The following is a 14,791-nucleotide window of genomic DNA, read 5'->3' on the forward strand; positions in this document are numbered from 1 at the left end:
CAACTGTTTTGTACGGGGACAATGCCTCTTGCGGTGTTATTAATATTGTTACAAAAAAAGGTTACGAGTCTTCAGAGTCCCCTTTTCGAATTGGCACAGAGCTTGGGAGCTATCAATATGAAAAGTCATTTGTGTCAACAGGAGGGACAGCCAAGCAGATTGATTATTTCTTTAATTATACGCATCAGCAATCTTCGGGCTATCGGGCAAATAATGATTATTGGTCTAATGATTATTTCTCGAATTTGTCTTTTTCGATCGCAGATCAGCTTTCGTTAGAGTTCTCGACGGGCTATCATCGAGATCGTTATGGAATGCCGGGCGCTCTTTTTGCATCAGATATTGAGTTGGTCGGTCGAAGAGGAACGACTCACGAAGATGACAAAGGATGGACATCTGATTATTTTGTAAACGTAGAACCAAAGATAACTTTCTCAATTAATGATAATGACTCAGAGTTTTCTTCAGCATTTTCTTATCGAAAAAGGGATAACAAATCGTTGTCTGTTTCAAATTGGGGGCGCTACGAAACGCTTCATCAAATCGATTCTTTTGAGCTGCGTCCAAAATTCCAGATGAAATCTATGATTACTCAAGAGATGGCTAATGATGTCACGGTAGGGCTTGATTATTTTTATGCCAAAGATAAAGTAAGAAGTGGAAATCAAAGCTCGAATCAAGATCGTGTTAATATTATTAAACAAACATTTGGTCTTTATGCCTTAGAAAATGTTGAGATTAAAGATAAATTTTTAATTAGCCTTGGTGGCCGTGCAACGTGGGCTGATTATGATTTTGACCAAACAGCTGTTTCTGTTAATCAAGATTCAAAATCGATCACAGACGGAGCTCTTAATTTTGGTTTAGGGTATAAATACAATAAAGATTCTCAGCTCTTTTTTGATTACTCAAGGTCTTTTCGCTTGCCGGTAACGGATGAGTATTATCAAAATGTTTATACTGGTTTTTGGGGCAGTGGAGGGGGTTTAAATACTGACTTAAAACATCAAGTGGCTCATAATTACGAGTTTGGTATTCGCGATGTTTCTTTGCCTTGGCTTTTTGCTGATGCAAATATATTTTTGATGGATGTTGATCATGAAATTTATTACGATCCGATTACTTATAAAAATTCAAATTATGAACCGCAAACGCGTCATTATGGATTTGAATTAAGCAGTAGGCTGAAATTCTTTAAAGAGCTTTTAGAGCCTTATATTAATTGGACTTATCAAGATGCATTTTTTAAGGGTGGAACATATGCAGGAAACAAAGTGCCATTTGTTCCTCGAAATAAGATTTCAGCAGGCATTTCTTTGCGTCCTCTTGACGATTTGAACACAACATTCTCTATGAATTACGTGGACAAGTGCTTTGCGATTAGTGATCAATTGAATGGCCAAGCCAAATTGAATTCATACATCACATTTGATTTTAAATTAGATTATCAGTATAAAAATGTAAAATTTTGGTTTAGCGTTAAAAATATATTAGATCGGATGTATGACGCTTATGGTGTCTATTCTTCTGGAAATGATGAAGTAGGGTTTTATCCAGCGCAAGGACGTAGTTTTTATTCTGGCGTTAGTTTTGAGTTCTAAATGAGCACGTGATTTACGGAACGCTAGTGAACGTAAATCACTGTGCGAATTTATCCCGTACACGAAGTGTATCGGGATAATAAATTTATAGATCAAACTCTTAAACGTAAAGCACTGCTTAGTGTAACAAATTATAATTTCTTGGTTGTGCCTATTTTTTAGGCAGCCGAGCATAAAAAATTACCTCGTTGTAAAAAAATAATTATTTGCTATAATAACTTCATTCATTTCTTAGAAGTTTTATTTTTATTAACTATATACTATTTTAGAAAGAAGGCGTGTTATGTCGATTAGCGAGCTGTTTCGTTTTAATAAAAAAGAATCACAAGATCAAAATTGCAAAAAAGATCTCAATGCTATTTTTAAACCTCGCGGGGTAGCTGTTGTTGGGGCGTCGTCCACCCCAGGAAAAGTTGGTTATCAAATTTTAAAAAATATTATTGATTGCGGATATGAAGGAGAAATTTATCCGATTAATCCTAAGGACGATGAAGTTTTGGGCAAAAAAGCATACAAAACAGTTGAAGAGGTTCCTGGGGATGTTGATGTTGCAGTTATTTCTATTCCAGCGCCACTTGTTATTCAGACTTTAGAGGGATGCGCGCGTAAAGGCGTTAAAGGCGTTGCGGTGATTACATCTGGTTTTGGCGAAGTTGGGAATGTTGAAGATGAGCTGCAGTTAAAGAAAGTAGCGGATAAGAATAATATCGCTCTTTTAGGGCCAAATATGTTTGGTTATGTTTATACGCCATCAAAACTAAATGCGAGTTTCGGACCCGCAGATATTCTTCCTGGAAAAATTGCGTTTATTTCTCAAAGTGGTGCGCTTGCGATTTCTCTGATGGGATGGACTGCGATGGAAAAGATTGGTCTTGCTTCTTTGGTCAATTTAGGCAATAAGGCAGATATCGATGAAAAGGATTTGATTGAATATTTTAATAACGATGACAATGTAGATGCGATTTTAATTTATATGGAAGGAATCAAGGAAGGAAGAAAATTTCTTGAAACAGAGATTAAGAAACCTGTTGTCATTCTAAAGGTTGGATCGTCGACAAGAGGGGCAAAAGCGGCGGCATCCCATACAGGATCATTGTCAGGGTCAGATAAAATTTATGAAGGCGTTTTTAAGCAACTTGGTCTTTTGCGTGCTAAAACATTTACACAAGCTTTTGACTGGGCGCGTGCATTTTCACTTTCTTTGCCTAAGGGAGATGAAACAATTATTATTACAAATGGGGGCGGCATTGGGGTTGCAACAACTGATGAATGTGAATCACAAGGGATTAAGTTAATCGATGATTCTAAGTGGTTAGAAGAAAAATTTCGAAAAACTATGCCTGATTTTGGAAGCACGAAGAATCCAATCGATATCACAGGTGGAAGCGGTATGAAAGGATATCAGGAATCAACTCGAATTGCTTTGCAAGAAGATAGGATTAAATCGGTTATTATTTTGTATTGCGAAACGGCTGTAACAAATCCAATTGATATTGCTAAAACTATTGTTGAAGAATATAAAAAGGTTAATCGTAACAAGCCGGTTTTAGTTGCGATGGTTGGAGGTATCCGAACCACAGAAGCGCTTCATTATTTAAATGATAACCATATTCCTGCTTTTAGTGAGGTCAGCGATGCGGTTTCTTCGTTAAGGGCGCTTTATAAGTGGCAAGAAATTTCAGGACGAAAAAAAGAGATCCCAAAAATTGAACCAGCGCCACAAGAAGTCGTGGATATGATTGAGAAAATTAAGGGTGTTGGCAGAAGTATATTGCTTGAGCATGAAGCTCGAAAAGTTCTTGAGCTTTGTGGGGTTCCAACTCCAAAGTGGGGATTTGCACGTAATATTGATGAAGCTATTGACCAAGCGAAAGATATGTATCCTTTGGCGATGAAAATCACTTCTCCGGAAATTATTCATAAGTCGGATGTTGGAGGCGTTGTGGTAAATATTCGAAATGAGCAGCAGCTTAAAGAAAAGTTTGATAAAATGATGAATAATGTTTCAGCTGCCATGCCAGATGCTAATATTTTAGGAGTTAATATTATTCAGATGGTTGAAGGGATTGAATGCATCGTTGGGATGAGCAATGATCCTCAGTTTGGTCCTGTAGTGATGTTTGGTCTTGGAGGAGTTTTTGTTGAGGCCTTAAAAGATGTGTCTTTTCGCATTGTTCCTTTTGGAAAGATGGAGGCAGGACGACTTCTAAACGATATTAAGGCCAAGAAAATCCTAGACGGCTTTAGAGGTGTTGAGGCACACAAGCCTTCTATTATTCAGACGATTTATTCTATTCAGCGTTTAGCGCCTTTGGTTAAAGAGATTGACATCAATCCTTTGATTACCAATAAAGACGGTAGTTTTGCTGTGGATGCGCGCATTATTCTTTAAAGGGATATTTCAAATAATGCTTGCAAGAGGGACGAAAATAAATATAATGAAATAAATCGTTCCAATTTTCACGATATGCTCACGATTAATTTTTAATAAAAAATACAAGGAGAATAAAATGCATATTCCAAGTAGCATGTTGCATGGAGCAATTTGTCCTGTCACCGCTGCTGTTAGTACAATAGGAATTAGTGCTGCGGCTTATGTTGCATCAAAATCAAGTCAAAAGCCTACGGCTTCACGTTTTGCTGCGATAACAGCGTTGATATTTGCAGGGCAAATGATGAATTTTCCAATTCAGGATGGAACGTCGGGTCATCTTTTAGGCGGAGTTATTGCTTCTGTATTACTTGGAACGCCATTTGGTATTTTGGCAACGGCTATTGTCTTAGCTATTCAATGTTTGATATTTTCAGATGGAGGGTTTTCTGTTTTAGGAGCAAATATTCTTAATATGTCGATTCTGGGGGCAGGATTAGGAGGAATTGTTTATTCAAAAGCAATAAAAAACAATTCTTTAAACCCAGTTGAGAAGTTTGTAAAAATTGGTATCTTATCGTGGGCATCTGTTATGGTTGCTGCTTTGGCATGTAGCATTGAATTAGGTATTTCCGGAACGGTTGCATTCCCAAAGGTTGCAGGTGCAATGCTAAGCACTCATGCGCTTATTGGAATTGGCGAAGCTGTGATTACGATGGTTGTTTGTTATGCTTTTGTTAAAGAAGAATCTTCAAATACAATACGAAATGTTGTTGCGCCTTTTTCAGCTGCGGTTTTGATTGGTATGATGCTTAGTCCCTTTGCAAGCAGTTTTCCTGATGGATTAGAATGGGTTGCTCAAAAGTATCAATTTTTACATGATTCAGCTCCTGCATTTGTAAGTCCAATGCCTGACTATACAATTCCAGCAATTTCAAATGAAGTTATTTCAACTGGCTTAGCTGGATTAGCAGGCGTTGTAATAACTTTTTTTATTGCTTGGCTTGCTTTGAAAGGTGTCAGTGTTTTAAATCGAAGATTTGTCTAGTAAAAAAAGAAATATGATTTAATTTAAAATCCCCCTTGAGAAAATCAAGGGGGATTCTTTTTTGCAATACTTAATTCTTGAAATATTAATCTCAAAGAGTATAATGACTTTTATTATTATGCATAAGATTTCACGAAAAACGACAGAACGCGCTCTTCTTTATCTCCGCACATTAGAAGGATTAATTAAATCTAAAAGGTATTTGGTTTCGTCAAGTGAGCTTGCCAAGATGACAGGTTTTAGCGATGTCCAGATTCGAAAGGATATCTCTAAGTTTGGGAAGGTAGGAACACCACGAATTGGTTATAAAACGATCGAGCTTCGGGATATTCTCGAAAGATTTGTGTTGCAGCAGGATTCTGTGCAGGCAGCACTCTTTGGAGTTGGAAATTTAGGTTCTGCGATTCTAAAGTATCCTGGTTTTCATCAGGGTCGGATCAAGATTGTTGCTACGTTTGATAAAGATTCTAAAAAAATTGGAAAGAAAATTAATGGTGTTAATATTTATGCAATAGATCGAGCACCTGAAATTATCAAAAAAACAAAGATTGAAATCGGGATTATTGCCGTGCCTAAGGAATTTAGCCAAGAAGTGGCAGATGTTGTTGTATTATCTGGGTTAAAGGGCATTATTAATTTTAGCCCGATGTTTATTTCTGTTCCAAAGAATGTCATTGTACGAGATATTGATTTTACGATTGAATTCTTGTCACTTTTTTGCGATATCCAAAGGTAAAAGAATATGCATGAGATGTCAATTGCTGTAAGTTTGATGGATCAGGTTTTGGAAACGGCAAAATCTAATAATTTAAATAAAATTGATGAAATTGAAATTGAAGCCGGTTTTTTAAGGCAAATTGTTGGCGAGGTTATGCAAGAAGCATTTTTGGCAGTACGACGAGAAACCATTGCTGAAAATGCAATATTAAGAATTATCGAAATTGCTCCTTTGGTAAAGTGTAATATTTGTAAAAAAGAATTTGAGCCTGAAATAAATGATTTTTTGTGTCCGCAATGTCAAAAAGCAGATGTGGAGGTTCTTAAAGGTGACGAAATTATTTTAAAATCAATTGCTGGAAATTAAAGAAAAGGAATTTAGATGAAAGTGACAGTTGCAAAAAGAATTTTAAAAGATAATGATGTTGTCGCAGAGAAAAATCGAGAAATTTTTAAAAGAGTGGGCCTTTTAGCTGTTAATTTTATTAGTTCGCCTGGAAGTGGAAAAACAACACTTTTAGAAAAAACAATTTTAGCATTGTTGCCAGATCAAAAAGCCACGGTTGTGGTTGGTGATCTTCAGACCACGCGTGATGCTGACCGGCTTGCGCCAAACGCGTTGGATGTGGTTCAGATTAATACAGGCTTGAGTTGTCATTTGTATGCGAATCAGGTAACAGAAAGCCTTTCTGGACTAAATATTGAGGGAGCAGATTATTTGTTTATTGAGAATGTGGGCAATATGGTTTGCCCAGGTGAATTTGATCTTGGAGAAAATGCAAAAGTTATTCTTTTGAGCATTCCAGAGGGTGACGATAAGGTTGCTAAGTACCCAACGATTTTTCGAGCGGCTGACTTGGTTCTTTTGACCAAAGTAGATCTTTTAGGCGTACTTGACTTCGATATTAAGCGCATTGAGAGTGATATTAAAAAGCTTAATTCTAATTTGGAAATTCTTCACGTTTCTCCTTTGAAGGGTCAAGGAATGAATGAGTGGATTTCTTGGCTTAAAGCTAAGCGTCAGCAAAGCGTTGGGGCAAGAGCTAAGTTTGTCACTGAAGCTTAAATTTTAGTATTTATATTTGCAATAAATGCTTTGCATGGCAATCAAAAATAGGTATAATAACTTTAATTGTTCCAGTTTTCACGATTTAAATTTGGAAAATATTTAATTTTTAACGTGATTACACAAAATATTAAACCATTTTAATATAAAGGTGTTTTTTATGAGCGATTCTCTACAGAAGAAAATTCAAGAAATTTGTCAATCCAGTAATAATGATCGTGCTCGAATGATGGACATCGTGCAGAGCGTACAAAAGGAATTCGGATGCGTTAGCAGCGAAGCGATGAATCTGATCGCTAAGGCAACAAAATCACACCATGTCGAGGTTGAGAGTGTTGTTTCTTTTTATTCATTTCTTTCGAAAGAACAAAAAGGTAAAACAGTCATTAGACTTTGCAATGACACTGTTGACCGTATGAAGGGATGTCAGGAGGTTGCCAAGGCATTGTCGTCTGAGCTTGGCGTTAAATTTGGAGAAACAACATCTGATGGAAAAATTACTCTTGAATATACGCCATGCATTGGCATGTGTGATCAAGCTCCAGCTGCGCTGATTAATGATGTGGTCGCACCAAATTTAACTGCTGAAAAAGTGAAAGAAATTGTAAAGAACTTAAAGAAAGGCGTGGATCCTTCAAAACTTTCTTTAGGTAAGGGTGATGGAAATAATACTGACAGTCTTATTGGGGCTGCTGTAAGAAATAATGTTTTAAAAGTAGGGGACGTTATTTTTGCTGATAATGATTCGGGTAAAGGCTTAGAGAATGCACTTGCATTGAAGCCAGAAGAAGTTATTGATATGATTAAGGTTGCTAAGCTTCGTGGTCGTGGGGGAGCAGGTTTTCCGACAGGTTTAAAGTGGCAATTTACGCGTTCAGCTAGAGGAGAACAGAAATTTGTGATTTGCAACGCTGATGAAGGTGAGCCTGGAACATTTAAGGACAGGGTTCTTTTGACTGAAAAGTTTGACCTTCTTTTTGAAGGAATGACGATTGCGGGTTATGCCATTGGTGCAAGCACAGGGATTATTTATGTGAGAGGCGAATATGCTTATCTGCTTAAGTTTTTAAAATCGAAACTTAAAGAAAGATATGATCAACGGCTTCTTGGAAAGAATATTAAAGGAAAAAGTGGATTTAATTTTGATATTCGTATTCAAATGGGATCTGGTGCTTATATTTGTGGAGAGGAAAGCGCTTTGATCAGTTCTTGCGAAGGTCTCAGGGGAGACCCAAAGACACGCCCTCCTTTTCCTGCGCAAAGAGGATATTTAGCTTCTCCGACAAGCGTTAATAACGTTGAGACAATTTGTTCGGTGACTCGTATTTTAGAAAAAGGATCTGATTGGTTCTTGTCGATTGGATCAACAAATAGCTCCGGAACAAAAATATTAAGTATTTCCGGTTACTGTAAGAGACCAGGTGTTTACGAGTATCCTTTCGGCATCAGCATTACTGATCTTTTAAACGATGTAGGAGCCGAAGACGCTAAAGCTGTTTTGGTTGGTGGTCCCTCGGGTCAGTTTATTGGAAAAAATGAATTTTCACGTATTATTTGTTATAACGATTTAGGGACAGGAGGTTCTATTGTTATATTTGGACCTAAATGTGATTTATTAAAAGCTGTCGATGAATATATGGAATTTTTTGTTGAAGAAAGTTGTGGTTATTGTACGCCTTGCCGTGCAGGTAACATTTTGTTAAAAAAGAAACTAGAAGAGATTCTGGAAGGCAATGGTGAATCAGCCGATTTAGATTATCTTCAAAGTTTAGGTGAAGGCATTAAAAAGACAAGCCGTTGTGGACTTGGGCAAACATCACCCAATCCGATTTTGACAACTTTAAAGAATTTTAAACCGCTTTATGAAGCTCTCATGAAACCTCAGGAAAAGGGTATGCAGCCAACGTTTGATATTCGTGCTGCTCTAGGTGACGCAGAAAAAGCGCAGATGAGAAAATCAGTTCTTTACAAAAATTAAAAATTAAGGAAATATTATGAGCGAAAAGACAGTTATAATAAAAATTGATGGAATTGAGATTAAGGCTAAAGCTGGTCAGACGATTATGCAAGCGGCTGATGAGGCTGGAGTTTATATTCCAAGACTTTGCTATCTTAAAGATTTAACGCCGCATGGTAGTTGTCGCGTTTGCACTGTTAAGGTCAATGGTCGATATCAAACGGCTTGCACTGAACCGGCTGTCGATGGCATGGAAGTTGAAAACAAGACGCAAGAGCTAGAAGGCCTTCGTCGAGATATTATTGATATGCTATTTGTTGAAGGAAATCATTTTTGCATGTTTTGCGAGAAGAGCGGCAATTGCGATCTTCAGGCGGAAGCTTACCGATTAGGCATTTGTGCGCCAAAGTTCCCATATTTATTTCCAGATAGAGACATAGATGGAACACATCCAGATATTTTTATTGATCGTAATCGTTGTATTTTGTGTGGCCGTTGTGTTAATGCTTCACGCGATGTTGATGGCAAAACAGTTTTTGAGTTCGTCGGACGAGGCTCAGAAAAGAAAGTGGCTGTTAACGCCGATGCAAAATTAGGGGATACAAATATGGCGTTAACGGACAAAGCGGCTGATGTTTGTCCTGTTGGTGCGATTATTAAAAAGAGAATAGGATTTGCAATTCCAGTTGGAAAAAGAACTTATGACCAAAAACCAATTGGTTCTGAGATAGAATCAAAATCGTAGTTAAAGATTTTTTTGACCGAAGATAAAAATAACTTTGTTAAAAAATAAGAGGAATTTAAAATGGCAAAACCAAAAATAGCAACAGCGTCTTTAGCGGGATGTTTCGGGTGTCACATGTCTGTTTTGGATATTGATGAACGCATTCTTAAACTTATTGAGCTCGTTGATTTTGATAAGTCCCCTATTGATGATATTAAGAAATTTACAGGTCGCTGTCTTGTAGGATTAATTGAAGGTGGATGCGCTAATGAAGAAAATGTTCATAATCTAAAGTATTTTCGTGAGAATTGTGATATTTTGATTTCGGTTGGAGATTGTGCTATCAATGGCGGACTTCCTGCGATGCGAAACAATATTCCTTTAAAAGAGTGTTTGGATGAGGCTTATCTAAATGGTCCAACGGTCTATAACCCATCAGGAAAAATTCCATCGGACAAAGAAATCCCCTTATGTTTAGACAGGGTTTATCCTTGTCATGAGGTAGTCAAGATGGATTATCATCTTCCTGGCTGTCCACCATCGGCGGATACGATCTGGGAAGCGCTGGTAGCCCTTTTAAATAATAAGCCGTTAGATTTACCATACGAGTTAATTAAATACGATTAATACGTTGTTTTGTTAATGCTTGAATTATTCTTGATTCATGCATTAGCGATTACAATGTATAATACCTTTTAGAGTTAACTAAAATTTTATAATATAGGTATTAATAAGACAGGAGTTTGAACGTGAGTGATACTAATCTAAAAAGAATCGTTATTGAACCAGTTACACGAGTCGAAGGTCATGGCAAAGTGTCTCTTTTGTTAGATGAAAAAAATAATATTAAACAGGCTCGACTTCATATTGTGGAATTTAGAGGGTTCGAGCGTTTTATTGTTGGACGCCCTTATTGGGAAGTTCCTGTTTTAGTTCAAAGGTTGTGCGGGATTTGTCCTGTGAGCCATCATTTGGCAGCAGCGAAAGCGATGGATATTATTGCTGGCGTTGATGAGCTGACTCCGACAGCTGAGAAGATGCGTCGTTTGATGCATTACGGCCAAATGTTTCAATCTCATGCGCTTCATTTTTTTCATCTTTGTTCCCCAGATCTTCTTTTTGGGTTTGATGCTGATCCAGCCATTCGAAACGTTATTGGTGTTGCTCAGAAATTTCCAGAACTAGCTGTTCAGGGTGTTATGATGAGAAAATACGGTCAGGAAATCATTAAGGTCACAGCTGGAAAGAAAATTCATGGAACAGGCGCGATTCCAGGAGGCATTAACAAGAATCTTTCTATCGCAGAACGAGACGCTCTTTTAAAAGATATTGATCAAATGGTTGATTGGTCAGTTGCCGTAGTTAAAATTGCTAAAGATTACACTCTGGATAATGTTGAGCTTGCAAAAACGTTTGGCACTTTTGATTCAAATCATTTAGGTTTTGTTAGAGAAGACGGGGCCATGGATCTTTATCACGGAAACTTAAGAGCCGTAGATAAAGATGGTAATAAAATCTTTGATCAAGTCGATTACAAGAATTATCTTGATTATATTGTTGAAGAAGTTAAGGATTGGTCTTATATGAAGTTTCCGTTTATTAAATCTATTGGTCCAGAAAACGGATGGTATCGAGTCGGTCCGTTGTCACGTGTTAACATTTGTGATTTTATTGACACGCCTTTAGCAGAAAAAGAACGTAAAGAGTTTATGGCCATCACAAATGGAAAACCAAACAATATGACGCTTGCATATCATTGGACGCGCATGATTGAAATTTTACATTCGATCGAGAAGATCAAGGAACTTCTAAATGATCCTGATCTTCAGGGAACAGATCTTGTTAAAAAAGGTAAACGGCGAGCAGAGGCTGTTGGCCTTATTGAAGCCCCCCGTGGAACATTGTTCCATCATTACAAAGTTGATGAGAATGACCAAGTGACAATGGCAAATTTGATTGTTTCAACGACGAATAATAATACGCCTATGAATACAGCTGTTCAAAAAGTTGCTGAACAGCATTTAAGCGGAAAGCCAGAGATCACAGAAGGTTTGCTGAACCATATTGAGGTCGCTATTCGTGCCTATGACCCATGTCTTTCTTGCGCAACGCATGCCATGGGAAAGATGCCTTTGATTGTAAGCTTGTTTGATCATAAAGGTGATCTTATCGATAAAAAGGCAAAGGAATAGCTTTAGCTTTGAGTAAAGTACTATTGATTGGTTACGGCAATCCTGGACGACTTGATGATGGATTGGGCCCTGCCTTAGCTGAGGCAATTGAGAAACTTGATCTCCCCGACGTTACTGTTGATTCAGATTATCAGTTAACTGTTGAAGACGCGGCGGCTGTTGCCGAGCATGATGTCGTGATTTTTGCAGATGCAGCGGTGGACGGACAAGAGCCTTTTTTCTTTCAAAAAATTAAACCAAAATCAGATGTAAGTTTTACGACGCATAGCATTGAACCAGAAGCTGTTTTGGCGTTGGCGCATGATTTGTTTCAATCAAAGGCAGAAGCGTATGCTTTAGGAATTCGGGGTTATGAGTTTAATGATTTTGGAGAAAAACTTTCGGATAAGGCTCAAAACAATCTCCTAGATGCTATTAAATTTATCAAATCACGTCTTCTTGAAAAGAAGTTCAATCAATAACATTTATTCACTGAATATCATTTTATGAAAAACTTAAGACTTCGAATTATTCTTCGCGGGGCTGTTCAAGGTGTTGGTTTTAGGCCTTTTGTTTATCGGCTTGCTACTGAGCTTAAAGTAACTGGTTGGGTGCAGAATTCCTCATATGGTGTTATTGTTGAGATTGAAGCGCAAAAAGATATTTTGGATATTTTTCTTTTGCGTATTGAAAAAGAAAAACCAATTGCATCATTTATTCAGAGTTTTGAATCCTCTTTTTTAGATCCGCTAGGATTTCAAGATTTTCAAATTAAAGAAAGCATTTCCGGAGAAAAAACTGCGTTGATTTTACCAGATATTGCCACTTGTCCAGAATGCCGCAAAGAAATTCTTGATCCAGAAAATAGACGCTATCAATATCCTTTTACAAATTGCACGCTTTGCGGTCCTCGATATAGCATTGTTGAGAATCTTCCTTATGATCGTGCGAATACAACAATGAAAAGATTTAGGATGTGTCCTGAGTGTCAAAAAGAATATGATGATCCAAAAAACAGAAGATTTCATGCACAGCCAAATGCTTGTTCAAAATGTGGGCCATATTTAGAGTTCTGGGATAACAGAGGAAAAATAATACAGATGCAGCGAGAAGCTCTTCTAAAAGCTGTGCAAATGATCAAGGATGGCAATGTTGTTGCCATAAAGGGGTTGGGCGGATTTCATTTAGTTGTAGATGCTCAAAACAAAGAGGCTGTTTCGAAACTTCGTGATCGAAAGCAGAGAGGGCTTAAACCTTTTGCTGTGATGTATAGTTGTCTTGATGAAATCCAGAATGATTGTGAAGTATCTGATCTTGAAAAACGAAGTTTGTTGTCTTCTGAGGCGCCTATTGTCCTTTTAAAGAAAAAGAAGAATTTAAAAGTTGCTGATAATATCGCACCTCAAAATCCTTATTTAGGGGTAATTCTTGCTTGCACACCGTTACATATTTTAATTCTTGATATGTTGAGGTCTCCGATTGTTGCAACGAGTGGAAATTTATCTGAAGAAACAATTTGTATTAATAACGGTGATGCATTAAATAGCTTAAAGCATATTGCAGATGGATTTTTAATGCATAATCGTAAGATTGTTCATCATGCTGATGATTCTATTGTTCGAATTATGGCAGGACGAGAAATGGTTTTAAGACGTGCCAGAGGATTTGCTCCGCTTCCGGTCTTTATCAAGAACATTAAAGATTCTATTTTGGCTGTTGGGCCGCATCTTAAAAATACAGTGGCATTCTCAAAAAAAGAGAATGTTTTTGTTAGTCAGCACATTGGAGATCTTGAGGCGCCAAAGGCGTTTGAGACATTTGAGAAAACAATTCAAGACTTGACAAAAATATATAATGTAAGCCCAAGCTTAATTGTTTGCGATGAGCACTCCGGTTATTTATCAACGCAGTTTGCTGAACAGTCTAAGTTGCCTAAGAAATCGATTCAGCATCACTATGCTCATATTTGTTCGTGCATGGCTGAGAATGAAATTGAGGATGATGTCTTGGGCGTTTGTTTTGATGGAACAGGATATGGGCAAGACAATACAATTTGGGGGGGCGAATTTCTTAAAGTAGATCATGGCGGATTTAAAAGATTTGCGTATTTTTCGCCATTTCCTCTTCTGGGTGGTGAAAAAGCCATGACTGAACCGAGGCGGTCTGCGCTTGGACTTTTGTATCATGTTTTAGGGAAAAAAGCTTTTGATGAGAAAGAGACAGAATCGCTAAAGGCTTTTAAGCCCAATGAATTAATTGATTTAGAATTAATGCTTGAGAAAAAGATAAATAGTCCTTTGACTTCAAGCGTGGGGCGGATTTTTGATGCGGTTAGTTCTCTGTTGGGATTTTGTCAGTATATTGATTTTGAGGGACAGGCGGCGATGGATGTTGAATTTGCTATTTCTGATAAAGAGACAGACTCTGGGTATTCATTTGATGTTAAAAGAGATAAAAGTTTGATTATTGAAGAGTTGTTTGTTGAAGATATTCTAAAGGATATTAAGTTTGGCGTTGAAAGCAGCATAATTTGTAGGAAATTTCACAACACTTTGGTGGATATTATTATTGCGATTGCAATGCAAAGTGGATTGAAAAAAGTTGTTTTGACAGGAGGATGTTTTCAGAATAAATATCTTTTAGAGCGTTCTATTGATCGGCTTAGAGAAGAAGGGTTTTTGCCTTATTGGCACCAACGGATTCCAACAAACGATGGAGGGATTTCTTTAGGGCAAATTGTCGCTGCATCAAAAGAAAATATGATATGATATTGTTTCAAATAAAATGGGAGAAATAAATGTGCTTAGCTGTTCCTGGAAAAATTATTAGCATAGAAGGCAAGGATCCTTTAGAAAAGACAGGAAAGATTGATTTTTCTGGTATTCAAAAAGAGGTTAATTTGGCTTATGTGCCAGAGGCGAAAATTGGAGATTATGTTATTGTTCATGCTGGTTTTGCGATCAGCCAAGTGGACGAAGAGGAAGCTAAGAAAACATTAGAGTATATGAGCGAGATTGATAAACTCTATGAAGGAAGTCCTGATTCGTTGCGCTAGGCCGCGCAACTCACAGGATAAATTCGGGCAGGCTGACTTGACGTCACCGCCAAAAATATGGCGGATCCGTAAGTCAGGTCC

General features: G+C 37.5%; 13 protein-coding genes. All 13 read left to right on the forward strand.

What is annotated here, in order from left to right; translation table 11 throughout:
- The coding region (locus PHY73_06870) for a TonB-dependent receptor (protein MDD3375422.1) at positions 1-1,601 on the forward strand (1,601 nt) is incomplete at its 5' end.
- Between the two features lie 283 nt (positions 1,602-1,884).
- Positions 1,885-3,993, forward strand: coding sequence for an acetate--CoA ligase family protein (locus PHY73_06875; protein MDD3375423.1), 2,109 nt, complete (start codon positions 1,885-1,887; stop codon positions 3,991-3,993).
- A gap of 118 nt (positions 3,994-4,111) precedes the next feature.
- Entirely contained in the window at positions 4,112-5,020 is a 909-nt protein-coding gene (locus PHY73_06880) for an energy-coupling factor ABC transporter permease (GenBank protein MDD3375424.1), read from the forward strand.
- 103 nt (positions 5,021-5,123) lie between these two features.
- Positions 5,124-5,756, forward strand: a complete 633-nt coding sequence (locus PHY73_06885; GenBank protein ID MDD3375425.1) for a redox-sensing transcriptional repressor Rex — start codon at positions 5,124-5,126, stop codon at positions 5,754-5,756.
- A gap of 15 nt (positions 5,757-5,771) precedes the next feature.
- Complete coding sequence (locus tag PHY73_06890; GenBank protein MDD3375426.1) at positions 5,772-6,104, forward strand: hydrogenase maturation nickel metallochaperone HypA; 333 nt, start codon at positions 5,772-5,774, stop codon at positions 6,102-6,104.
- 15 nt (positions 6,105-6,119) lie between these two features.
- Positions 6,120-6,803, forward strand: coding sequence for a hydrogenase nickel incorporation protein HypB (gene hypB / locus PHY73_06895; protein MDD3375427.1), 684 nt, complete (start codon positions 6,120-6,122; stop codon positions 6,801-6,803).
- A gap of 160 nt (positions 6,804-6,963) precedes the next feature.
- The gene (locus PHY73_06900; GenBank protein MDD3375428.1) at positions 6,964-8,781 is read left to right on the forward strand and encodes an NAD(P)H-dependent oxidoreductase subunit E; all 1,818 of its coding nucleotides are present in this window, start codon (positions 6,964-6,966) and stop codon (positions 8,779-8,781) included.
- Between the two features lie 16 nt (positions 8,782-8,797).
- Entirely contained in the window at positions 8,798-9,505 is a 708-nt protein-coding gene (locus PHY73_06905) for a 2Fe-2S iron-sulfur cluster-binding protein (GenBank protein MDD3375429.1), read from the forward strand.
- Positions 9,506-9,565: 60 nt separating this feature from the next.
- The gene (locus PHY73_06910; protein ID MDD3375430.1) at positions 9,566-10,111 is read left to right on the forward strand and encodes an NADP oxidoreductase; all 546 of its coding nucleotides are present in this window, start codon (positions 9,566-9,568) and stop codon (positions 10,109-10,111) included.
- Positions 10,112-10,233: 122 nt separating this feature from the next.
- Positions 10,234-11,676: a Ni/Fe hydrogenase subunit alpha gene (locus tag PHY73_06915; GenBank protein MDD3375431.1), complete on the forward strand. Its 1,443-nt coding sequence runs from the start codon at positions 10,234-10,236 to the stop codon at positions 11,674-11,676.
- 8 nt (positions 11,677-11,684) lie between these two features.
- Positions 11,685-12,137 carry a hydrogenase maturation protease gene (locus PHY73_06920; protein MDD3375432.1) on the forward strand — a complete coding sequence of 151 codons (453 nt, stop codon included), beginning with the start codon at positions 11,685-11,687 and terminating at the stop codon, positions 12,135-12,137.
- 24 nt (positions 12,138-12,161) lie between these two features.
- Positions 12,162-14,423, forward strand: a complete 2,262-nt coding sequence (gene hypF, locus PHY73_06925) for a carbamoyltransferase HypF (protein MDD3375433.1) — start codon at positions 12,162-12,164, stop codon at positions 14,421-14,423.
- Positions 14,424-14,452: 29 nt separating this feature from the next.
- Positions 14,453-14,710 carry a HypC/HybG/HupF family hydrogenase formation chaperone gene (locus PHY73_06930; GenBank protein MDD3375434.1) on the forward strand — a complete coding sequence of 86 codons (258 nt, stop codon included), beginning with the start codon at positions 14,453-14,455 and terminating at the stop codon, positions 14,708-14,710.
- Positions 14,711-14,791: the final 81 nt, after the last annotated feature.

This window comes from Candidatus Omnitrophota bacterium, assembly GCA_028693815.1.
Taxonomy (GTDB): domain Bacteria; phylum Omnitrophota; class Gorgyraeia; order Zapsychrales; family Aceulaceae; genus Aceula.

Coding starts and splice junctions, on each gene's coding strand:
- PHY73_06880 (MDD3375424.1), top strand. CDS start 4,112: ATGCATATTCCAAGTAGCATGTTGCATGGAGCAATTTGTCCTGTCACC.
- PHY73_06890 (MDD3375426.1), top strand. CDS start 5,772: ATGTCAATTGCTGTAAGTTTGATGGATCAGGTTTTGGAAACGGCAAAA.
- PHY73_06905 (MDD3375429.1), top strand. CDS start 8,798: ATGAGCGAAAAGACAGTTATAATAAAAATTGATGGAATTGAGATTAAG.
- PHY73_06900 (MDD3375428.1), top strand. CDS start 6,964: ATGAGCGATTCTCTACAGAAGAAAATTCAAGAAATTTGTCAATCCAGT.
- PHY73_06910 (MDD3375430.1), top strand. CDS start 9,566: ATGGCAAAACCAAAAATAGCAACAGCGTCTTTAGCGGGATGTTTCGGG.
- PHY73_06885 (MDD3375425.1), top strand. CDS start 5,124: ATGACTTTTATTATTATGCATAAGATTTCACGAAAAACGACAGAACGC.
- PHY73_06930 (MDD3375434.1), top strand. CDS start 14,453: ATGTGCTTAGCTGTTCCTGGAAAAATTATTAGCATAGAAGGCAAGGAT.
- PHY73_06875 (MDD3375423.1), top strand. CDS start 1,885: ATGTCGATTAGCGAGCTGTTTCGTTTTAATAAAAAAGAATCACAAGAT.
- hypB (MDD3375427.1), top strand. CDS start 6,120: ATGAAAGTGACAGTTGCAAAAAGAATTTTAAAAGATAATGATGTTGTC.
- hypF (MDD3375433.1), top strand. CDS start 12,162: ATGAAAAACTTAAGACTTCGAATTATTCTTCGCGGGGCTGTTCAAGGT.